We start from the raw sequence: 21484 nt of genomic DNA, 5'->3' as shown, positions 1-21484 counted from the left end.
GGCGACCCTGACCCCGTCGGCGCCGCCAACGGTGCCGGTGCCGCTGCCCGACCTGGTCGCGGCGGTCCGGGCCGCCGTGCCCCTGCCGGTCGTCGCCGCCGGCGGCATCGCGACCTCCGCGGACGTCGCCGCCGCCCTGCACGCGGGCGCCACCGCCACCATGGTCGGCACGGCCCTGCTGCGCACCGACGAGGCCGGCACCTCCGCCCCGCACCGGGCCGCCCTGGAGTCAGCCTCCGGGTGGCCGGCGCACGGCACGGTGGTGACCCGCGCGTTCACGGGCCGGCCGGCGCGGGCGCTGCGCAACGGCTTCATCGACCGGCACGACGCGACCGCGCCCCACGGCTACCCGCAGGTCCACCACCTGACCGCCCCGCTGCGCAGGGCCGCCGCCGCGGCCGGCGACACGGACCGCGTGCACCTGTGGGCCGGCACCGGGCACCGCCAGGCGGCCACCGGCTCCGCAGCCGCCGTCATCGCCACCCTGACGGCGTCTTTGTGACCGCGCCCGACTCCCCCGTCCCCACCTGGCACGACGGTCCGCCGGCCGCGGCGCTCGACGCACTGGGTGTCGCCGATGACGAGCGGGGCGTGCTCCACGGCGCCGCCGAGGTCCGCGAGCGGTTCGCCTGGCACGACGAATACCACGACGGCAGTCCGCACCCCACGTGGCTGGTCGCTGCCATCGCTGTCGGCGATGGGACCCGCCTCGTGTGGGATCCGTCCGCGGACCTGCCCGACGGCGAGTACACCGTCGGCACGATGGTGCCACCGCGGCGGCTCGCGGCGGTCACCGGCTGGCTCGCCGGCGTGTGGCCCGCCACCGCCTCGGTGCGCGTCCTGTCCGACACCGGCGACGGTGTTGCAGGCGACGGCGGTGTCCTGGCCGTCGTCACCGACCCCGCCGAGCTCGACGCGCTGCGCCGGGAGACCACCACCGGCCGGTACACCGGCGGCATCTGCCGCTGCCACGGCAACCTCACCCTGACCCTGCACGACGTCGGCGGCGCGCTGCTCGGCACGGCCCGCCTGCACGGCCACGGCAGCGTCGCCTGGGAGGCGGAGCGCTTCCACAACCATCTCGACGTCGCCGACCCGACCGCATTGCGGCTGCGGCTCGTCGGGTGGGGCGTGCCCGGGCAGCTCTCGGGCTTTTTCATGGCCCTGGCGTTCAAGCTCGACCTGGTGCCGGAGGAGACCGGACCCGACGACCCGGCGCCACCGGCCGGGGCGACGCTGACCGAGATCCTGGACTGGCTCGGTGCCCTGCCCGTGCCGATCCCGGCGTTCGGCCTCGGCGGCGAGACAGGCCGGCGGCTGCTTGCCGCCTACCCCGCCGAGGAGATCATGGCCGCGGTCGCCGGGGATCCGCCGCCGCACCGGATGCTCGGCGCGATGAACTGGGCGCTGGCCCAGCCCGACGACGCCCCCATGGCCCGCCTCCTCGCCCCGGCCCTCCGCCGCCTGCTCTGACCGCACCGGAGGCGAGCGGCGGGCCCCGGCCCGCATCGGAGGCGCGCGGTGAGTTCGGGTCCCCGACGGATGCTCTCGGTGGTCAGGTGCGCGACAGGCGGGCGGCGAACGTGCAGCGTGCGGGCTGATACATGGTCGTGAGCGCGGCCACTGTCCCGTTGCGGACGGTGACGAAGGCTTCCGTGGATGGAATCGCCGTGGCTACGGTGAGCGCACAGCCAACCACACATCTCCGGAGGATCCCTTGTCACCCAAGGACCGGTCCGGTCATGCCGTCGTGCTCGGAGCAAGTATGGCCGGGCTGCTCGCCGCGCGTGTCCTGAGCGAATCATTTGCGAACGTCACCATTTTTGACCGCGACACCCTGCCCGCCGGCGCCGCCGGCCGCAAGGGCGTGCCGCAGGGCGAGCACTCGCACGGGCTCCTGGCCAGGGGCCGGCAGGTGCTCGAGGAGCTCTTCCCCGGCATCGTCACCGAGCTGACCGCCGAGGGCGCGATCCCGGTCGACCTCATGCGCGACTGCGTGTGGGTCACCGGCGACCGGCCGATGCCCCGGGTCGCGTCGGGACTGGCCGGGCTGTGCGTGAGCCGGCCGCTGATCGAGGCCGGGGTCCGCCGCCGGGTCCGCGCCCTGCCCAACGTCGTGATCCTCGACGGGCACGAGGCGACCGGCCTGCTCTTCGACGGCCGGAAGGTCACCGGCGCGAAGGTCCTGCCGGCCGGCGGCAGCGAGCACGACATCGCCGCGGACCTCGTCGTCGACGCGACCGGGCGCGGCAACCGCGGCCCGACGTGGCTCGCCGCGCTCGGGTTCGAGCGGCCCGCCGAGGAGCGGGTCGACCCCCTCACGGTCTACGTGTCCCGCGACTACCGCCGGGTCCCCGGCCGGGAGGACTTCGCGGCCGTCGTCAACTCCCCCAACGCCGGCCGCCCGTTCGGCGCGGTCGCGATCGCCGCGGACGGCGACCGGTGGATGGTGACGCTGCTCGGTGTCGGCGCGGGCCAAGCGCCGCCGACCGACCCCGACGCCTACGCGGAGTTCACCGCGAAGCTGGCCGACCCGCGGGTGCACGAGCTGCTCAGCACGGCCGAGCCGCTCGGCCCGCCGCTGCGGATGCGGCTGCCGGCGAGCGTGCGGCGGCGGTACGAGCGGATGGACCGTCTGCCGGACGGCTTCGTCGCGATCGGCGACGCCATCTGCGCCTTCAACCCCGCCTACGGGCAGGGCATGACCGTCGCGGCCGCGGAGGCCATCGAGCTGCGCGACGCGCTGCGGGCCGGCCGGGCGGGGCTGCCGCGCCGGTTCTACGCGAAGGCGGCGAAGGTCGTCGACGTGCCGTGGGACATCGCCGTCGGCGCGGACCTCGCCAACCCGGAGGTCCAGGGCGAGCGGACCGGCAAGACCCGGTTCCTCAACGCGTACGTGGCGAAGATCCAGACCGCGTCGGGCCGCAGCGCCGCGGTCGGGCGCCGGTTCCTGCAGGTGGCGAACCTGATGCAGGCGCCGCCGGCCCTGTTCGCCCCGGGCATCGTCGCGCGGGCCCTGTGGTTCGGACGCAAACGACCGGCCGCGGTACAGGTGCCTCAGCGGCAGAAGGTCTCCGCATAACCAGACGGAGGGGCCCCGCACGGGCCCCTCCGCCGACCGGTCACGCCCAGATGATGTCGGTGTCCGGGTTGTACAGGCAGTTGGTGCTGTCCGGGCCGCTGCCGATGTGGCTCGGCTCGCTGCCCTTCGGCACGCCCTTGTACTTGTCGCAGATGATCGTCTTGTGGGAGCTGTCGCCCACCACCGTGATGCGGCTGAAGCGCGCGGTGTCGCCCCAGTTGGTGTTGATGCCGGCGATCACCTTCGTGGACTTGACGGTGATGTTGCTGACCACGACGTTGCGCTGGTAGGAGTTCGTGCAGTTGCCGCAGGCGCGGTACAGCTTGCCGGCGTTCTCGACGTAGAAGCCGGAGATGTTGACCGTGCCGTTGCCGTTGTGCTGGAACACCTTGTCGCTGGCCGACTTCGCGCCGCCGCCGATCACGTAACTGGTGCCGCCGCCCGTGCCGAGGAACGTCGCGGCGTCCTCGCCCACGTCCTCCCACCACACGTTCTGGATCGTGCACGTGCCGAGGCAGTGGATACCGTCACCGGCCGGCGCGCCGATGATGACGTTCTTGATGGTCGCGCCGTTGGCCAGCTCGAACATCGGGTCCTGGCTCTCGCTCTGCCCGCCGTCACCGATGCAGCAGTAGCGCTTCATCCCACCATCGAGCGTGCCCGACACCGGGATGGTGCCGCTGACGCTCGCGTCGCCGGTCTTCGTCGGCCAGCCGCTGCCGGGCGGCGGCGGGGACGACGACGTCGGCGGGGTGTCGGAGACCGTCGGAACGGGCGTGGTGGGGCTGTTGCTGGTTCCAGGTCCGGCGGCGTCGGTCACCGTCACGTCGTCGAAGGACGCCGACGCGTAGCCGGTCTGCACACCGATCCGGCCGGTCGCCGCCACCGAGCTGGTGCCGGTGGCGATGGTGGCGCCGTCGACCTTGCCGGTGATGCTGCTGCCCGAGACGGTGATGCCGAGGGTGTACCAGCTGCCGGTGCTGACCGTGCGGCTGGCGGAGCCGAGGACCGTGACCGAGCCGCTGTTGACCGCCTGCAGCTGCACCGAGTTGCCGGGCAGCAGCGCCAGCCGGTAGAAGGTCGTCGAGCTCTTCGCGCGGGCGAGCAGCCCGACGAACCCGTTCGACGCCAGCGACTGCGGCTTCACCCGGGCGGTGACCGTGTAGTTGGTCCACGAGGTGCTGCCGGCGAAGTTGCGGGCGTTCTCGCTGCCCGCGCTGCTCTGCTGCATCGCGCCGTCGACGACCGACCAGGTGCCGCCGGACTTCGACCAGTCGTTGGTGTTTCCGTCGGCGAACGTGTCGCTGAACAGCGTCGCGGCGAACGCGACCTGCGTGCTGATCGCGGCGACGGCGGTGAAGGCGGCGACACCGGCGGCCAGGATCGGCCACCGGCGGCGCCGGTGCTTGCGGGGTGGTTCCATGCGATGCCTCCGGAAAGGAGATCGGTGGGGGCGTCGCGTGCACGGGGTGTACGGCTCTGTGGGCGGACTGGGCGGGTCAGCCGATGCGCGCTGTACGGAACGGCTCAGGAAAGCGCATTCCTAGTAGCAACGTAGACCGGCACCTATGCCTGGTCAAGGCTCCCGAGGTGCATCCACGTGAAAACCAGGGGGACGTCGCCGTCGCTGACGAGGTGGTGGTCCTCGCCGGGCGGGATGATGAGCAGGTCACCGGCGCGGAACGTGTCCGCCCGTGCGCCGTCGATCTCGACGTGGCCGCTGCCCTGCACGATGGTGAAGATCTCGGGGACGTCGTGGGTGTGCCGGTCGGACTCGGCGTGGGTGCGGTGCCCGGCGTCGTCGTAGCGGCTGATGCCGCCGCGGATGACGGGACCCCAGCCGGCGCCGATCGCGGCGAGGGTGGCGGGGGTCCCGCCGTCGGGCAGGTCGGCGACGGTCAGCTTGCGCATGGCAGGTCTCCTACTTCACTGAGCAGTGCGTGCCGCGCGGCGGCGGCGCGCACGAGGTCGGCGATGCCGGGCAGGGCGACGCCGTCGTCGTGGGCCACGCCGACGAGCGGCACGGGGTCGGGTGCGGCCATGATCTGTTCGGCGAGGGTCGTGAAGGGCAGGGTCCGCGACAGCGGCGCCAGCAAGGGGTCGCCGGAGAGCAGGTTCTCCAGCAGCGACACCCTGCCCGGCAGGACGGCGCCGTCGAGGCGGTCCTCCGGGTACACCACGTGGGCGGTTCCCCGGGTGCCGGTGACGGTGATGTCGCCGGCGATGAACTCGGTCGAGGCGAGGGTGACCGCGACCGTCACGACGGGCCCTTCCGCGGGGGTGAGCCGCAGCGCGGCGGTGTCCTCGACCTCGATGTCCCTGCTGCGGAAGCGTTCCAGCTCCAGGGTCCACGGTGGACGGACGCCGCCGATGGCGAGGGCCTGCATGAGCGCGTGCGCGAACGGGTTCACGAGGGCCCCGTCGACGGCGCGCCGGCCGGACCACGGTGAACGCGTCCAGTACGACAGCGGCCGCCACCACGCGCCGGCGACCGCGATGTGCGTCAGCTCGCCGAGGTCCAGCGCCGCGAGCGCGGGCAGGGTCGGCGAGCCGAGCGCCTGGAACCCGACCTGGCAGCGCCGCCCGGTCGCGGCGAGCGCCGCGGACAGCCGCTCGTGCGCGGCGACGTCGAGGACCGGCGGCTTCTCCAGCAGCAGGTCCGCGCCGGCGTGCACGGCGTCCAGCGCGATCCCCAGGTGGGTGTGCGGCGGGGTGCAGATGACGACGTAGTCCGGCTTGTGCTCGGCGAGGAGCAGCCGGTGGTCGTCGTACACGGGAAGCTCCTCGCCGAACATCGGCTGGACCTCGCCGAGGGCGACGAGACGGACCCGGTCACCGAGCGCCGCGATGTTCTGCCGGTGCCGCCGCCCGTGGCCGGACGCCCCGATGAGCGCGATCGTCGGGGTGGCGCTCACAGCGCCGCCAGGGTGGCCGCGGCGCCGTGCCGCTCCAGGTCGCGCAGCCACCGCTCGATCTCGGCGCGCAGCGGCGCGTCGTCGGCGAGCCCCGGGGACAGCATGGTGAGCCGCTGCTCCGTGGACGCACCCCGCAGCCGGTCGGCCAAGGGGTCGTTGAGGGGCAGCTCGGTGCCGTCGTCGGCGCGGCCGCCGACGAACCGGATCCAGGCGGCGAGGACGAGCGCGGCGTACACCGGCACCTCCCCCGCGGCGCGCCGGTCGGCGACGGTGCCGAGCAGGCGTTGCGGGAGCTTCTGGCTGCCGTCCCCGGCGACCTGCAGCGTGCGGTAGCGCAGCGCGCTGTTGGCGAAGCGGCCGAGGACCTGCTGCCCGTACTCGTGAACGGGCAGCGACAGCGTCGGCGCGATGTCGGACTCGATGAACGCCTCCATCGCCGCGCGGTAGCCGGGCAGCGCGAGGGCGGCGTCGATGGTCTGCGCGCCGGCGAGGACGCCCAGGTATGCCAGGGCGGAGTGCACGCTGTTGAGCGCCCGGAGCTTGCGCAGCTCGTAGGGTGCGGTGTCGGTGGTGAGGGTGACGCCGGCGAGCTCCAGCGCGGGCCGCCCGCCCGGGAAGTCGTCCTGCACGACCCACTCCCGGAACGGTTCGGCGGCGATGGCGGCCTCGTCCCTGGCACCGATGAGGGACTCCACCGTCGCCAGGGTCTCCGGTGTACTGGCCGGCACGATCCGGTCGACCATCGTGCCCGGGAAGCTCAGCAGCTCCATGACGTCGGGGTCCTGCAGCGCGTCGCCGACGAGGCCGCGCAGCAGCTCGCCGTTGCCGTTGAGGTTGTCGCAGCTGACCAGCGCCAGCGGAGTCTCCCGCAGCCGCAGCCCCCGCACCAGCAGGTCGAGCACGGCGGAGCCGGGCGCGTAGGCCTTCTCGGTGACGGTGAACGTGACGACCTTGATCGCCGGGTCGGCGATGCGGCCGAGGACGGCACCCGGCTCGGACCCGGCGTGCAGCACGCTGTCGAACGCGCCGACCACCCGGGCGCTCGCGTCCGGCCCGTCGACGGTGAGCACGCTGTACAGCATGTCCTGCGCGCGCAGCGCCTCGAGGACGTTCCGGGAGCTGGGCGCGACGCCGACGATCCCCCAGTCGCCGCCGCCCTTGGCGATCGCGTCCTCGATGTACACCGCCTGGTGCGCCCGGTGGAACGCGCCGAGCCCGAAGTGGAGGATGCCGGCGCCCACGTCGCCGGGCCGCACGAGCGGCTCGACCTTCAGGGGCGTCGAGAGGCTCAGGCGCGCCATGCCGGCCCGTCCGGGAAGGAGAACTCGGCGATCGACTCGGGGCGCAGCTCGACGCTGTACCCGGGGTTGACCGGCAGCCGGTAGCAGCCGTCGACGACGGTGACCGGGTCGGTGAAGTGCTCGTGCAGGTGGTCGACGTACTCCACCATCCGGCCCTCCATGCTGCCGGTGATCCGCAGGTAGTCGAAGAACGCGAGGTGCTGCACGTATTCGCACAGCCCGACGCCGCCGGCGTGCGGGCAGACCGGCACACCGAACTTCGCCGCCATGAGCAGCTCGGCGAGGACCTCGCCGACGCCGGCGACCCGGCACGCGTCGATCTGCATGACGCGGATCGCGTCGGCCTGCAGCAGCTGCTTGAAGATGACCCGGTTGGCGGCGACCTCGCCGGTCGCGACGCGGCACCGGCCGCCGGTGATCCCGTCGAGGGCCCGCTGGATGCGGGCGTGGCCGAGGACGTCGTCGGCGTGGGTCGGCTCCTCCATCCAGTACGGGTCGACCTCGGCGAGCTGGCCGAGGTTGGCGATCGCCTCGTCGACGTCCCACACCTGGTTGGCGTCGAGCATGAGCAGCGCGTCGGGGCCGATCTCGGACCGGATGATCCGGGCGCGGCGCACGTCGTCGTCGATGGCGCCGCCGACCTTCATCTTCACCGCGGTCCAGCCGTCGGCGACGGCCTGCCGGGTCAGCGCGCGGACCTTGTCGTCCGGGTAGCCGAGCCAGCCGACCGACGTCGTGTAGGAGGGCAGGCCGGCGGCGCGCGCGTGGGCGAGGCGCTCCTCGTACTCCGGCAGGCCCTTGTCGAGGATGGCGGCGGCCTCGTCGCGGGTGAGGGCGTCGGTGATGTGCTGGAAGTCCACGGCGGCGAGGAGGTCCGCGGTCGGCAGCTCGGCCAGCAGCTGCCACAGGGGCTTGCCGGCGAGGCGGGCCCGCAGGTCCCACACGGCGTTGAGGACGGCGCCGGCGGCGAGGGCGATGACGCCCTTCTCCGGGCCGAGCCAGCGCAGCTGCACGTCGGCGGTGAGGGTGCGGGACCCCTCGGCGGTGCACAGCTCCTCGACGGTGTGGCCGACGACGTGGTGCTCGAGGGCCCGCACGGCGGCGCAGGTGATCTCGTTGCCGCGGCCGTTGGTGAACGTGAGGCCGGTGCCGGTGACGCCTTCGGCGGTGGTGAGCTCGACGTAGGTGGCGGAGTAGTCGCCCCGGTTGATCGCGTCGGACCCGTCACCCGCCGCGGCGGTGGGGAACCTGACGTCGTGGACGGTCAACCCGGTGATCATCGAACTCCTCCGACGGTGCGCGCGTAGACGCGTTTGGGCAGGTGGTAGGCGAGGTCCGCGATCGTCTCGGCGGCCTCGTCCAGGGGCAGGCGGTGCTCGGCGACGAGCCGGGCGAGGAACCCGGCGTCGACACGGCGGGCGACGTCGTGCCGGACGGGGATGGAGCAGAACGCGCGGGTGTCGTCGACGAACCCGGCGGTGTTGGCGAAGCCGGCCGTCTCGGTGACCGTCTCCCGGAAGCGGCGCAGCCCCTCGGGGCTGTCCAGGAACCACCAGGGCGCGCCGAGGAACACCGCGGAGTAGCCGCCGGCGAGCGGCGCGAGCTCCCTCGTGAACACCGTCTCGTCCAGCGTGTACAGCACGACCCGGAAGCGCGGGTCATTGCCGAACGCGTCCAGCAGCGGCTTCAGCGACCGCACGTACTCCGTCGGCGAGGGGATGTCACCGCCGACGTCGCGGCCGTGCCGGGCGAACAGGGCGGTGTTGTGGTTGCGGACCGCGCCCGGGTGCAGCTGCATGACGAGGCCGTCCTCGACGGACATCCGCGCGAACTCGACGAGCATGTGCGCGCGGAAGCGCTCGGCGTCGCGGCTGTCGGCCTTGCCGGTGAGGGCTTTGTTGAACAACGCGGCGGCGTGCGCGACCGGTAGCGCCAGGGTCGCCGCGGTCGGGTGGCCGTGGTCGCTGGAGGTGGCGCCGGCCGCGATGAACGCCTGCCGCCGCTCCCGCAGCCGCTCCAGGAACTGCGGGAACGTGGTCACGCCGAGCTGCTCGATCCGGCCGGCCCAGCCGGGCCACTCGAAGTCGACGACGTCGTCGGGGCGGAACGTGGTGATGACCCGCCCGCCCGGCCCGCCCCAGCCGTCGGCCTCGAGCTTGGCGTGCGCGGTGAGGTCCGACAGCGGCGACTCGGTGGTGGCGAGGACCTCGAGGTTGAACCGCTCGAACAGCGCCCGCGGCCGGAACGCGGGGTCGGCGAGACGCTCGGACAGCAGGTCGTAGACGAGGTCGGCGGTGTCGACGCGCAGCGGCACGGTGACGCCGAAGACGTCGCAGAGGACCCGTTCGGTCCACAGCCGCGACGGGGTGCCGCGGAACAGGTGCCAGTTGGCGGCGAGGAGCCGCCAGATGGTGCGCCCGTCGGTCTGGGTGGGGCTGCCGTCGACGGTCGGCACGCCGAGCTCGTGCGGGGCGATGCCCTGGCTGGCGAGCATCCGGGTCACGTAGTGGTCGGGCACGACGATGAGCCTGGCCGGGTCGGGGAACGGCCGGTCGTCGGCGATGATCGCCGGGTCGACGTGGCCGTGCGGGCTGATGAGCGGGAGGTCCTTCGCGTGCCGGTACAGCTCCCGCGCGATCGACCGGAGGCCGGGCTCGGCGGGCAGCAGCTGGTCGTCGTGCAGCAGCGTTTTAGTCATTGCGAATCCTGACGGGCAGTCCGAGGGCGATGGACTCGTTGGCGGCCAGGCCGATGCGCAGCGCGCGGGCGCCGTCCTCGGCCTCGGCTGCGGCGACGCCGTGCCCCTGATCGTTGCTGTCGGGCCTACCGAGCAGGTCGGCGAGCATGCGGGCGTCGCCGCCGCCGTGGCCCTCCCGCTCGTAAGGGATCGGGATCTCGCGCGGCTCGCTCCAATGTGGATGGACGCGCAGCGTGGCCCGGCCCGGCTCGTCGCCCTTGATGAGCCCGGTGGCCCCGGCCGCGACGTGGTCGCTCTCGACCACCTCCAGCTCGAGGCGGCCCTTGCTGCCGTTGAACATCACCCGGTAGCCCTCCCAGGGGGCGTAGGCGGTCAGGTGATAGGTCATCGTGGCGCCGCGCGCGTAGCGGACGAGGACGGCGAGGTCGTCCTCGATGGTGACGCCCGGCGCGAAGACGTCCTGGTCGCGTTGGTATCCGTCGCTGGTGCCGGTGTACAGCTCGTCGCGGTGCGGGTCACTGCCGAGCGCGAACCGGTCCCGGGGCGCGCCGGCGCCGGCGCCGGCCTCGCCGTAGAAGAACAGCCGGCCCTGCGCGTAGACCTCGGCGGGCTCGTCGTCGAGCCACCAGTTGACCAGGTCGAAGTGGTGCCCGGACTTGTGCACGAGCAGGCCGCCGGAGTTGGCCTTGTCGCGGTGCCAGCGGCGGAAGTAGTCGGCGCCGTGCCGCACGTCGAGCAGCCACTCGAAGTGCACGGATCCGACCTCGCCGATCTCGCCCGACGCGATCAGTCGCTTGAAAGTTTCATGGAGTGGGTTGTACCGGTAGTTGAAGGTCACCCGGACGCGGCGGCCCGTTCGCCGCACCGCGTCGAGGATTCTGGCGCAGCGCTGCGCGTCGACCGTCATCGGCTTCTCGGTGAGCACGTCGCAGCCGGACTCCAGAGCGGCCACGATGTACTCGTCGTGGAACCGGTCCACGGTGGTGACGATCGCGACGTCGACCTTCTCCTCGTGCAGCATGCGGCGGAACTCGGTGGCTGGGTAGGTGGGGACCGGCGCCGGCAGCCGCGCGTTGTGCACGGCGAGGCGGTGCGGCTCCGGATCGGCGAGCGCGACGAGCGCGCAGGTGTCGCGATGCGGCCCGGTGAGTGCGCGCGTGAACATCTCAGCGCGCGATCCGGTGCCGACGATCGCGTAGCGGGTGTGCATCGGTTGTCGCTCCCTGGAACTGCTGCAGGCGACTGCAAAGGGTTGCAGCGATACTGTGCTCCACCGCCGCACGTCGGGTCAATACCCCTGGATTTTCTGCATTCACAGGCGTTGACATGGCAGCAACCGTTTGCATTAATGACTCCGTGCCCGCCACTATTCGAGATGTAGCCCGCGCCTCCGGCGTCCATGTCTCCACCGTGTCGCGCACGTTCTCAGCACCGCATCTGGTCAACCCCGACACCCGGAGCAGGGTGCTGTCCACCGCGGAGAGCCTCGGCTACCGGCCCAACCGTGCGGCCCGCGCGCTCATCACCGGGCGGACGCACAACATCGGCCTGATCGTCGCCGACATCGCCAACCCGTTCTTCCCACCACTGATCAAGGCGGCGGAGTCGCAGGCCCGGCAGCGGGACTACCACCTCTTCGTCGCCGACACCAACGAGGACCCGGTCATGGAGGAGCAGCTCGTCCAGGCCCTCGCCAAGCAGGTCGACGGCGTGCTGCTGTGCAGCCCGCGCATGAGCAACGACCTGATCGAGAAGCTGCGCCGCGAGGTGCCGCTGGTCGTGGTGAACCGGGCCGTCGACGGGCTCCCCGCGGTGGTGATGGACGTGTCGAACGGCGCGAAGGCCGCGATCGAGCACCTCGTCGGTCTCGGCCACACCGACCTCGCCCTGCTCGGCGGGCCGCGTGGCTCATGGACCAACCGGGAGATCCGGCGCTCCGCGACGGCCGCGGCGAAGGCCGCCGGGGCCAACCTGAACGTGCTCGGACCGCACCAACCGACCGAGGCCGCCGGCGCCGCCGCGTGCGACGCCGTGCTGGCCACCGGAGCGACCGCCGTGCTGGCCTACAACGACCTCATGGCGATCGGACTGCTCGAAGCCCTCCACGACCGGGGCGTCAGCGTCCCGGGTGAGCTCAGCGTCGTCGGCATCGACGACATCTCGCTCAGCCGTCTGATCCGCCCCAAGCTGACCACGGTCTCCACCCCGACCGCGGCCGCCGGGCGGGCGGCCGTCGACATGCTCCTGCAGCACGACGACGAACGCCGCACGAACGCGCTGGTGACGCTCCAGACGGAGCTCATCGTGCGCGACTCGACCGGGCCCAACCCACATTGATCCCGAGACTTCCACCGTCAGGGAGTGACACCCCATGTCCGGAACACCCCGCCGTAGACTTCTGGCAACCGCCGTCGCAGCCGTGTTGCTCGCTCCGCTCGCCGCCTGCGGCGACGACGGCGGCGAGGCACCAGCGGTCGACTCGACCAAGCCCGTCGAGCTGAGCATCTTCTGGTGGGGCGGCGACGCCCGTGCCAAGCTCACCGAAGAGGCGCTCGCGCTCTACACCAAGAAGCACCCCAACGTCACGTTCAAGAAGACGTGGCAGGCCAACCAGGGGTACTTCGACAAGCTCGCCACCCTCACCGCGGGCAACGACGCACCCGACATCTTCCAGATCGACGACAACTTCCTCACCGAGTACGCGTCGCGCAACGTCACGCTGGACCTGACGTCGTACCAGAAGTCGAACAAGCTCGACACGTCGAAGTTCCCCGAGAGCCTGTGGAAGTACGGCGTCGTGGACGGCAAGCTCGCCGGCGTCGCGTTCGGCGAGAACACGCAGGGCCTGGTGTTCAACAAGACCAAGCTCGCCGCGGCGAACCAGCCGCTGCCGACCACCGGCATGACGTGGGAGGCGTTCGTCGACTGGGCCGCGACGGCGACCACGGCCACGAAGGTCCCCGGCACGCAGGACCCGAGCGCGGACTACAAGGCGTTCTGGATCTGGCTGCGCCAGCAGAACAAGGACCTGTACAAGGACAAGGAGCTCGGCTTCACGGCGCAGGACGTGACCGCCTGGTTCGACCTGTGGAAGGGCGCCCGGGACCGCAAGGCCACACCGACCGCCGACGTGATCCGCGAGGGCAACGCCACAGACATCACCAAGCAACTCGTCGTGACCGGGAAAGCGCTTACCTCCTGGGTGTGGGTGAACCAGCTGCCCGAGCTGCAGAAGAACACGAAGGACGAGCTCGGCGTCGTGGCGTACCCCGGCGACCCCAAGGCGCAGTGGGCCCGCGCGGCGCTCTACTTCTCCGTCTACCGGGGCAGTGACAAGAAGGACGTGGCGGTCGACGTCATCAACTTCCTCGCCAACGACCCGGAGGTCGGCAAGGTCCTCGGCACCGACCGCGGCCTGCCGCCGAACCTCGACATCCGCGCCTCGGTGCTGGGCACCGTCACCGACGCGTCGATGAAGACCTCCATCGAGGTGGAGAACACGCTCGGCAAGACGTTCGGGCCCTCGCCGCAGGTCCCGCTGAAGGGGCACAGCACGCTGCGCTCCGAGCTCATCAAGGCCGCCGAGTCGGTGCAGGCCGGCAAGGCCACCCCCGCGCAGGCCGCCGAGGCCTTCATCACGGCCGCGAAGTCCGCGATCTCGAAGTGAGGCTCTTCCAGTGGCGCTGACCACCGCGCCGGCACCTTTGCACCGAGCGGCGAAGGGGCCCCGCATCGAACCGCGGGGCCCCCGTCGTGAAGGGCTCGCCGGCTATCTCTTCCTGACACCGTGGCTCGTCGGGCTGGCCACCATCACGGCCATCCCGATGCTGATGTCGCTGGTGCTGAGCTTCACCGACTACGACATCCTGTCGGACTGGTCCGAGCTCAACTGGGTCGGGTTCGACAACTACCAGCGGATGTTCACCGAGGATCCGACGTTCTGGCACGCCGTGCAGGTCACGGTGCTGTTCGCGGTCATCGCGACGCCGCTGAAGCTCGGCGCCGCGCTCGGCGTCGCGCTGCTGCTCAACAAGGCCGTCCGCGGCGTCGGGCTGTACCGCAGCCTGTTCTACCTGCCGTCGCTGCTCGGCGGCAGCGTCGCCCTCGCGATCGTCTGGGTGTCGATGTTCAGCCGGGACGGCTCGTTCAACGAGCTGCTGTCGGTGTTCGGCATCGCCGGGCCCGGCTGGGTCAACGACCCCGACTACGCGCTCGGCACGCTGATCCTGCTGGCGATCTGGCAGTTCGGCGCGCCGATGGTCATCTTCCTGGCCGGCCTGAAGCAGGTCCCGGTGGAGCTGTACGAGGCGGCGTCGGTCGACGGCGCGGGCGCGTTCCGCAAGTTCCGGTCCATCACGCTGCCGATCCTGTCGCCGGTCATCTTCTTCAACCTCGTGCTGGAGACGATCCACGGCTTCCAGGGCTTCACGTCGGCGTTCGTCATCAGCGGCGGCACCGGTGGGCCCGTCGACTCGACCCTGATGTACACGCTCTACCTGTACATCAAGGGCTTCACCGACTACGAGATGGGCTACGCCTCCGCGCTCGCGTGGGTGTTCCTGCTCGCCGTCGGCCTGCTCACCGTCGTGCTGTTCAGCACGGGCCGGTTCTGGGTGCACTACGGGGATGAGCGATGAAGTCGATCCTGCGCACGGTGGTGATCCTCGCGCTGCTCGGGGTCATCCTCTACCCGCTGTTCTGGGTGCTCGGCAGCTCGCTCAAGAGCCAGCCGGAGATGCTGAGCAACGCCGGGGTCATCCCGGAGTCGTTCACCCCCGGCAACTACCCGAAGGGCTGGTCGCACCTCGACACCAGCTTCGGCCGGTTCTTCCTCAACAGCACGATCGTGTCGCTGCTGGTCGTGGTCGGCAACGCGCTGTCCTGCCTGCTCGCCGCCTTCGCCTTCGCCCGGCTGCGCTTCCGCGGGCGGGCCACCTGGTTCGCGGTCATGGTCGGCACGCTGCTGCTGCCGGGCCACGTGCTGATCGTCCCGCAGTTCATCGTGTTCCGGCAGCTCGACCTGGTCGGCGGCAAGTTCCCGTACCTGCCGCTGATCCTGCCGCACTTCCTGGCCACCGAGGCGTTCTTCGTCTTCCTGATGGTCCAGTTCATGCGCGGCATCCCCCGCGAGCTCGACGAGGCCGCGAAGATCGACGGCTGCACCACGTTCGGGGTGTTCCGCAACGTGATCCTGCCGCTGAGCCGCCCGGCCCTCGTGACCACGGCGATCTTCTCGTTCATCTGGACCTGGAACGACTTCTTCCGCCAGCTGGTGTACGTGTCGGACCTGCCGAAGTACACGGTGCCGGTCGCGCTGCGGCTCTTCATCGACTCGCAGGGCCAGTCGGAGATCGGGCCGATGTTCGCGATGTCGGTCCTGTCGCTGCTGCCGGTCTTCCTGTTCTTCCTCGCCTTCCAGAAGATGCTCGTCGAGGGCATCAACACCTCCGGCCTGAAGGGGTGAGCGCCGTGGCGCGTCGCGGGTTCACGGAGACGGTCACGGTGGCGGCCGACCTCGCCCTGGTCGGCATCGCCGTCACGGTGTGCAGCCTGCCGGTGCTCACCGCCGGCGCGGCCGTGCACGCGGGCTCGGTCGCCGTCCGCGACGTCATCGAGGGCTCCGCCGTGCGGCCGTCCCGGCTGTGGCGGGTGTTCGTGCGCTCGCTGCTGCCCGGCGCCGTCTGCACGGTCGCGGCCGCCACCCTCGCGTGGCTCCTGTTGTTCAATCTCGGCGCCGTCGCCTCAGGCCGGGTCCCGGGCGGGTTGCCCGTGCTCGTGGCGACCGGCGCCGTCGCCGCCGCACTGCTCGCCGCCGGCGCTCTCGGCGTCGTGCATCTGGCCCACCACGGTTCATGGTCAGGTGCGCTGCGTTGGGCGGCGGGCACCGTGTGGCGGCAACCGCTCACGGCGGCGATGGTGGCCGGGGTGTCATCCATCGCCGCCGTGATCGGCGCGATGATTCCCGTGACGGCCCCGCTGCTCGTCGGCTACCTGTTGTTCGCGGTGCACGTGATCGCCGCCCGCCGCCTTTCCGAGCCGGCCCCGGATTCCGAGCAGATCACGGTTTCCGGGCCGTCCCCGGTGCGGGGCTGAATCGCTTTCCCTGTCGCATTTCCGCCGCCGCCCGTGTACGGATTCCGCCGTGCACGGGCAGCGCCGTTTCCGGGCGTTTCCGGCCTCCGGCGGGGTATCCGGAAAACGCACGACGCCCGCCCCGCGGTCTCGCGGAACGGGCGTCGTGACGGTTTCGATCAGAGGTGGCCGGCGACCGCGGGGAGCAGGTCGCGGAACGTGCGCCCCGAGGCCTGGGTGCCGAGCGCGGTCATCGTCCAGCCCTGCTGGTCGCGGGTGACCTTGGCCATGACCTGCGCGGTGTGCGGGCCCGAGCCGCTGAGGTCGAAGCGGGCCAGCTCGGCGCCGTTCGTCTCGTCGACCAGCCGGCAGTACGCGTTCTCGATCTGGGCGAAGCTCTGCCCGGTGAACGAGTTGACCACGAACACCAGCGTGCGGACGTTCAGCGACAGCGCGACCAGGTCGACGATGATGCTCTCGTCGTCGCCCTCGCCCGCGCCGGTGACGTTGTCGCCGGTGTGCTGGACGGCGCCGTCGTTGCTGCGCAGCTGGCGGAACCACACCTGGTCGACGAGCTGGTTGGCGCTGTCGAACAGCAGGCAGGACGCGTCCAGGTCGATCGACTGGGTCTTCAACCCGCCGAACAGGCCCTTCTTCTTCATCGCGTCCCAGCCCAGGCCCATGCGGACCTTGGTGAGCGTGCCACCGCCACCCTTCACGAGGGAGACGGACTGGCCCTTGCTCAGACTCACACCCATACGTATGCCTTCCCGATTGCTGTCGGCGAAGCTGTCATTTCCGTCCGGCCGCCCAGCGCATGCCCCAGCCGTAGGTCTCGTCGAGCAGGCGCTGGCCGCCGCGGATGTAGCGGACCTCACGGCGCACCGACACGTCGTTGCCGTTGCCCTCGATCATGGCGATCGCGCACATCATGGCGGCCGGGTCCGGCTCGTCGAGGTGAATCTCCAGCTGAGGGCCGGCGACCGGGAACAAGGTCACCACGGCCTGGGCCGCGGCCCAGTTGGGGGTGCCCTCGTAGATGAACGCGAACACCAGGATGCGGCGGATGTTCGCCGCATACCGCAGGTCGACGAAGAGGTTCTCCCCGCCGGTGCTGGTGCCGCTCCGGTCGTCGCCGTCGAGGCGGCAGATCGGGTCGCGGCCCAGGGTGTGCACGTCACGCAGCGAGTCGCCGAGGGCCTGGACCACGCCCTTGGAGCCGTCGCTGTACTCGTAGAGGCAGCCGAGGTCGAGGTCGACGCCCTTCGGCTTGCGGCTGAACAGCCCGCCCTTGGCGGCGGGCTGCGCCCAGTTGAGGTTGACCCGGAGGATGCCCGCGGCCCCGCCCTGCTTGGCAAGCGAGACGGCCGGCGCCGCCTTGGTCAGCGTGACCTTGGACAGCGAGACCGGGTTGTTCGGATTCGTCACGGCGTTGCCTGCCTTTCCCGGACGGGGTACGCGGGTTTGAGTTGCGGGGGGTTACGAACGGCCGGCGAGGCTCTCGGCCCGCTCCTCGGCCGCCTCGGCGGCGCTGTTGCGCCGGTTGAGGACCACCGAGGACAGGAACGCGGCGAGGATGAAGCCGACACCGATCAGGCCGGTGATGACCTCGGGCACCTCGAACTTGATCCCGACCAGCAGGATCGCGGCGAGGGCGCCGATCGCCCAGTGCGCGCCGTGCTCGAGGAACACGTACTCGCTCAGGGTGCCCTTGCGGACCAGGTAGACCGTCAGCGACCGGATGTACATCGCACCGACGCCGAGGCCGGCGGCGATGACGAAGATGTTCTGGCTGATGGCGAAGGCGCCGATGACACCGTCGAAGGAGAACGACGCGTCGAGCACCTCGAGGTAGAGGAACAGGAAGAACGCGGCCTTGCCGGCCACCTGCACGACGGCGTTCGGGCCGCCGGACTTGCCCTTGTCGATGTCGCCGGCGTCGCCGTGGATACCCGCGGCGGCCTTCTCGTTCTCGTCCTCTTCCTCGTCGTCGCCGAGGCCGCCCGCGTTCTCGAAGAGCTCACCGAGGCTGTTGACCAGGATGTACACGGCGATACCGAGCACGCCGGAGACCATGACCGTGCCGACGTCCTTGGCGAGGGTCTCCGCCACGATGACGAGGACGGCCAGGGAGATGACCACGGACAGCTGGTCCAGCTTGCCGATCTTCGCGAGCGGCTTCTCCAGCCAGGTCAGCCAGGTGTGCTCGCGGGTCTCGAAGATGAAGTCGAGGAAGAGCACGAGCAGGAACATGCCGCCGAAGGCGGCGATGCTCGGGTGCGCCTCGTGCAGCAGCGCGGCATAGGTGCCGGGCTCGTCGACCGACCCGCCCTCGAGGGCGAGCCGGACGACGTCGACCGGGTTGAGCTGGGCGGTGATGCCGACCAGCAGCAGCGGGAAGACCAGCCGCATGCCGAAGACGGCGATGAGCACACCCACGGTGAGGAACAGCCGTTGCCACCAGGCGTTCATCCGCCCGAGGACGGTCGCGTTGACCACGGCGTTGTCGAACGACACCGAGATCTCCAGCACACACAGGATCGCGACGATCAGGAACGCGGAGGGCCCGCCGAGGAAGAAGGCGGCAATGAGTGTCGCCACGGTGACCGCCAGCGACCAGCCGAATGTCTTCAGGAACATCTGTCACACCGTTTCGGGCTCATCAGGGAAGTTGCGGTGCGCCGACCTTACTATCCGACGTTGACGCCGAAGTCCCCGGCGATGCCCCGCAGGCCGGATGCGTATCCCTGACCGACGGCGCGGAACTTCCATTCCTCGCCATTGCGGTACAATTCGCCGAACACCATCGCGGTCTCGGTGGAAGCGTCCTCGCTGAGATCGTACCGCGCGAGCTCGACGCCGTCGGCGCTGTTGAACACGCGGATGAAGGCGTTGCGGACCTGGCCGAAGGACTGCGAGCGGGTGTCGGCGTCGTAGATGGACACCGGGAAGACGATCTTGTCGACATCGGCGGGCAGGCCGGCCAGGTTGACCTTGATCTGCTCGTCGTCGCCGCTGCCCTCACCGGTCAGGCTGTCACCGGTGTGCTGGATGTGGCCGTCCGGGGTGGCGAGGTTGCCGTAGAAGACGAAGTGCTTGTCGGAGTAGACCCGGCCCTCGGCGTTCGTGGCGATCGCGGAGGCGTCGAGGTCGAACTCCGTGCCGGTCGTCGTGCGGACATCCCAACCGAGGCCGACGGTCACCGCCGTCAGACCGGCGGGACCCGCCTGCTTGGTCAGTGAGACGTTGCCACCTTTGGTCAGGCTGATGCCCATACCGATCTCCCAGTCATTCAGTGTTGACTACAGGTTTGCCTGCGGTTCCCCCGGCGTCAGGCGGCGCCAAGGGCTGATCATGATGTTGCCCGCCCGACAGTATCGCCCGCCCGCCAGCAAGGGCCGGCGTTCACCGTTCCTACGGGCGCGTCCGCTTGAAGGGTTGGGGTAGGCTCCGGCTTGTTCGATCAATGTTCGACAGTAGCCGGAAGCGCGTTAGCTTTGAAGGCGGCTCCGGTGTCGTCGATCAGCCGGATGAATATATCCGACAGGCCGATCGGACATGGTTGACGACCATAACGAGAGCGCGAGGAGAGTTCCATGTCCGTCACCCTCACCAAGGGCGGCAATGTCTCGCTCACCAAGCAGGCGCCGAATCTCCGCGCGGTGATGATCGGCCTCGGCTGGGACGAGCGGGCCACCACCGGCGCCGAGTTCGACCTGGATGCCAGCGCCCTGATGCTCGGTGAGAACGGCAAGATCCTGTCCGACCAGCACTTCGTCTTCTTCAACAACCTGAAGAGCCCCGAGGGTTCGGTCGAGCACACCGGCGACAACCTCACCGGCGGTGGCGACGGCGACGACGAGAAGATCCTCGTGGACCTCGCGGCGGTGCCCGCCCAGTGCCACAAGATCGTGTTCCCGGTCTCCATCTACGAGGCCCCGCAGCGCGGCCAGTCGTTCGGCCAGGTCCGCAACGCCTTCATCCGGGTGGTCAACCAGGACGGCGGCGCCGAGCTGACCCGCTACGACCTGACCGAGGACGCCTCCTCCGAGACCGCGATGATCTTCGGCGAGCTGTACCGGCACGGTGGCGAGTGGAAGTTCCGGGCCGTCGGTCAGGGGTATGCCTCGGGCCTCGCCGGGATCGCCCGCGACTTCGGCGTCAACGTCGGCTGAGCTGCTCCAACGCGAGTTGATGGGAAGGGTTCCTGCGATGTCCGAACTCGATCTCGGTGGCGCCCCGCAACAGGGCGCACTGGTGCTGACGCCCCCCGCGCCCGTCGTGGTGGTGGAGCCGCAGCAGGCGGCCGGTGCCGTGCCCGTCCAGACGGAGAAGCAGCTCGAGCTCCGGCAGAAGGCGGCCGCCTTCGTCGAGGAGCTCGCCGCGATCGACACCAACTCGCCCGCCTTCCAGCAGAAGGTCGCCTCGATCACCTCGATGGGCGAGCAGGACATGCGCGCGGCGGCCGGGATGTCCAACCGCATGTTGGAGCGTCCCGCCGCCGCGATGGGCCGCGGCCGCGGCCGCGCCGCCACCGACGACGCCCAGGTCAGGGTCGCCAACACCCTCGTCGACCTGCGCAGCACGATCACCGAGCTGGACCCCAACCGGGCCGACCTGACCGGGGTGCAGAAGGTCCTGAAGTGGCTGCCGGGTGGCGACAAGATCGACCGGTACTTCGCCAAGTACAAGTCGGCCCAGTCGCACCTCAACGCGATCATCGTCGCGCTGGAGTCCGGTCAGAACGACCTTCGCAAGGACAACGCGGCCATCGAGACCGAAAAGGTCAACATGTGGACCACGATGGGCCGCCTCGCGGAGTACAACGAGCTCGCCGCGGCCCTCGACGAGGCGATCGCGGCGAAGGTGTCGGCCCTGGAGGCCTCGGGTCAGACGGAGGCCGCGGCGACGCTGCGCTCCGACGCGCTGTTCCCGGTCCGGCAGCGCCGGCAGGACATCATGACCCAGATGGCGGTCAACGTGCAGGGCTACATGGCCCTCGACCTGGTCCGGCGCAACAACCTGGAGCTCATCCGGGGCGTCGACCGGGCGCAGACGACCACCGTCGCGGCGCTGCGCATCGCGGTGATCGTGTCGCAGGCCCTGGCCCGGCAGAAGCTCGTGCTGGACCAGATCACCCAGCTCAACACGGTGACCTCGAACCTCATCGAGGCGACGTCCCAGCAGCTCAAGACGCAGGGTGCGGCGATCAACCAGCAGGCCGCGTCGGCCACCATCGACATCAACAAGCTCCAGGCGGCGTTCGACAACGTCTTCGCCACCATGGACGCGGTCGACACCTTCCGCGCGCAGGCGGTCGACTCGATGGCGCAGACGGTCCACGCCCTGGAGGGGCAGATCGAGCGGGCCAAGCCGTATCTCGAGCGCACGCTGCGCGGCCAGCAGACCGGCTGAG

Annotated in this window: 22 protein-coding genes; 10 read left to right on the top strand and 12 right to left on the bottom strand. The window is 70.7% G+C overall.

Annotation, left to right across the window (positions count from 1 at the left end):
- The 3 genes from ABZ321_RS50510 to ABZ321_RS50500 form a co-directional block, all read left to right on the top strand.
- The coding region (locus tag ABZ321_RS50510) for a nitronate monooxygenase (protein WP_354903544.1) at nt 1–502 on the top strand (502 nt) is incomplete at its 5' end.
- Complete coding sequence (locus ABZ321_RS50505; protein WP_354903543.1) at nt 499–1473, top strand: hypothetical protein; 975 nt, start codon at nt 499–501, stop codon at nt 1471–1473. The genes ABZ321_RS50510 and ABZ321_RS50505, both read left to right, overlap by 4 nt.
- Before the next feature lie 277 nt (nt 1474–1750).
- Nucleotides 1751–3082 carry an FAD-dependent monooxygenase gene (locus tag ABZ321_RS50500; RefSeq protein WP_354903542.1) on the top strand — a complete coding sequence of 444 codons (1332 nt, stop codon included), beginning with the start codon at nt 1751–1753 and terminating at the stop codon, nt 3080–3082.
- A gap of 40 nt (nt 3083–3122) precedes the next feature.
- Here the strand turns inward: ABZ321_RS50500 and ABZ321_RS50495 are convergent, their stop codons facing one another.
- From ABZ321_RS50495 to ABZ321_RS50465, 7 genes are all read right to left on the bottom strand, one after another.
- Nucleotides 3123–4505, bottom strand: a complete 1383-nt coding sequence (locus ABZ321_RS50495; RefSeq protein WP_354903541.1) for a pectate lyase — start codon at nt 4503–4505, stop codon at nt 3123–3125.
- 143 nt (nt 4506–4648) lie between these two features.
- The gene (locus tag ABZ321_RS50490; RefSeq protein WP_344504640.1) at nt 4649–4993 is read right to left on the bottom strand and encodes a cupin domain-containing protein; all 345 of its coding nucleotides are present in this window, start codon (nt 4991–4993) and stop codon (nt 4649–4651) included.
- Nucleotides 4981–5997 (bottom strand): Gfo/Idh/MocA family oxidoreductase, encoded by a 1017-nt coding sequence (locus tag ABZ321_RS50485; RefSeq protein WP_354903540.1) that lies wholly within the window; start codon nt 5995–5997, stop codon nt 4981–4983. Before ABZ321_RS50485 ends, ABZ321_RS50490 begins: the two co-directional genes overlap by 13 nt.
- Nucleotides 5994–7298, bottom strand: a complete 1305-nt coding sequence (locus ABZ321_RS50480) for a mannitol dehydrogenase family protein (RefSeq protein ID WP_354903539.1) — start codon at nt 7296–7298, stop codon at nt 5994–5996. The genes ABZ321_RS50485 and ABZ321_RS50480 overlap by 4 nt, the downstream gene beginning before the upstream one ends.
- Nucleotides 7286–8578, bottom strand: coding sequence for an enolase C-terminal domain-like protein (locus tag ABZ321_RS50475; RefSeq protein ID WP_354903537.1), 1293 nt, complete (start codon nt 8576–8578; stop codon nt 7286–7288). Before ABZ321_RS50475 ends, ABZ321_RS50480 begins: the two co-directional genes overlap by 13 nt.
- On the bottom strand, nt 8575–9996 hold the full coding sequence (gene uxaC, locus ABZ321_RS50470; RefSeq protein WP_344504636.1) for a glucuronate isomerase: 1422 nt from the start codon (nt 9994–9996) through the stop codon (nt 8575–8577). The genes ABZ321_RS50475 and uxaC overlap by 4 nt, the downstream gene beginning before the upstream one ends.
- Nucleotides 9989–11206: a Gfo/Idh/MocA family oxidoreductase gene (locus tag ABZ321_RS50465; RefSeq protein WP_354903536.1), complete on the bottom strand. Its 1218-nt coding sequence runs from the start codon at nt 11204–11206 to the stop codon at nt 9989–9991. Before ABZ321_RS50465 ends, uxaC begins: the two co-directional genes overlap by 8 nt.
- A 146-nt stretch (nt 11207–11352) precedes the next feature.
- On the opposite strand from ABZ321_RS50465, the gene ABZ321_RS50460 reads away from it, so the two are divergent.
- From ABZ321_RS50460 to ABZ321_RS50440, 5 genes are read left to right on the top strand one after another with little or no spacing between them, the layout of a single operon-like run.
- Entirely contained in the window at nt 11353–12333 is a 981-nt protein-coding gene (locus tag ABZ321_RS50460; protein ID WP_344504634.1) for a LacI family DNA-binding transcriptional regulator, read from the top strand.
- 34 nt (nt 12334–12367) lie between these two features.
- Entirely contained in the window at nt 12368–13663 is a 1296-nt protein-coding gene (locus ABZ321_RS50455) for an extracellular solute-binding protein (protein WP_354903535.1), read from the top strand.
- A 37-nt stretch (nt 13664–13700) separates the two neighbouring features.
- Nucleotides 13701–14633 carry a sugar ABC transporter permease gene (locus tag ABZ321_RS50450; RefSeq protein ID WP_344504809.1) on the top strand — a complete coding sequence of 311 codons (933 nt, stop codon included), beginning with the start codon at nt 13701–13703 and terminating at the stop codon, nt 14631–14633.
- Nucleotides 14630–15460: a carbohydrate ABC transporter permease gene (locus ABZ321_RS50445; protein ID WP_354903534.1), complete on the top strand. Its 831-nt coding sequence runs from the start codon at nt 14630–14632 to the stop codon at nt 15458–15460. Before ABZ321_RS50450 ends, ABZ321_RS50445 begins: the two co-directional genes overlap by 4 nt.
- Nucleotides 15461–15465: 5 nt before the next feature.
- Nucleotides 15466–16089: a hypothetical protein gene (locus ABZ321_RS50440; RefSeq protein ID WP_344504631.1), complete on the top strand. Its 624-nt coding sequence runs from the start codon at nt 15466–15468 to the stop codon at nt 16087–16089.
- Between the two features lie 158 nt (nt 16090–16247).
- Here the strand turns inward: ABZ321_RS50440 and ABZ321_RS50435 are convergent, their stop codons facing one another.
- The 5 genes from ABZ321_RS50435 to ABZ321_RS50415 all read right to left on the bottom strand — a co-directional run bounded on the left by ABZ321_RS50435 (nt 16248) and on the right by ABZ321_RS50415 (nt 19666).
- A complete protein-coding gene (locus ABZ321_RS50435) occupies nt 16248–16826 on the bottom strand; it encodes a TerD family protein (protein ID WP_344504630.1) in 579 nt (192 codons plus the stop codon).
- 34 nt (nt 16827–16860) lie between these two features.
- Entirely contained in the window at nt 16861–17496 is a 636-nt protein-coding gene (locus tag ABZ321_RS50430) for a hypothetical protein (protein ID WP_344504629.1), read from the bottom strand.
- A gap of 51 nt (nt 17497–17547) precedes the next feature.
- A complete protein-coding gene (locus ABZ321_RS50425; RefSeq protein ID WP_354903532.1) occupies nt 17548–18708 on the bottom strand; it encodes a DUF475 domain-containing protein in 1161 nt (386 codons plus the stop codon).
- A gap of 50 nt (nt 18709–18758) precedes the next feature.
- Nucleotides 18759–19343 carry a TerD family protein gene (locus ABZ321_RS50420; RefSeq protein WP_344504627.1) on the bottom strand — a complete coding sequence of 195 codons (585 nt, stop codon included), beginning with the start codon at nt 19341–19343 and terminating at the stop codon, nt 18759–18761.
- Nucleotides 19344–19531: 188 nt separating this feature from the next.
- Complete coding sequence (locus tag ABZ321_RS50415) at nt 19532–19666, bottom strand: hypothetical protein (protein ID WP_344504626.1); 135 nt, start codon at nt 19664–19666, stop codon at nt 19532–19534.
- On the opposite strand from ABZ321_RS50415, the gene ABZ321_RS50410 reads away from it, so the two are divergent.
- A complete protein-coding gene (locus ABZ321_RS50410) occupies nt 19665–20243 on the top strand; it encodes a TerD family protein (protein ID WP_344504625.1) in 579 nt (192 codons plus the stop codon). The genes ABZ321_RS50415 and ABZ321_RS50410 overlap by 2 nt on opposite strands.
- A 37-nt stretch (nt 20244–20280) precedes the next feature.
- Complete coding sequence (locus ABZ321_RS50405; RefSeq protein WP_344504624.1) at nt 20281–21483, top strand: toxic anion resistance protein; 1203 nt, start codon at nt 20281–20283, stop codon at nt 21481–21483.
- The last annotated feature ends 1 nt before the right edge of the window (nt 21484 follow it).

Source organism: Dactylosporangium sp. NPDC006015, from assembly GCF_040614215.1.
GTDB lineage: Bacteria > Actinomycetota > Actinomycetes > Mycobacteriales > Micromonosporaceae > Dactylosporangium > Dactylosporangium maewongense.
This window is presented reverse-complemented; position numbering and strand designations above follow the sequence as displayed.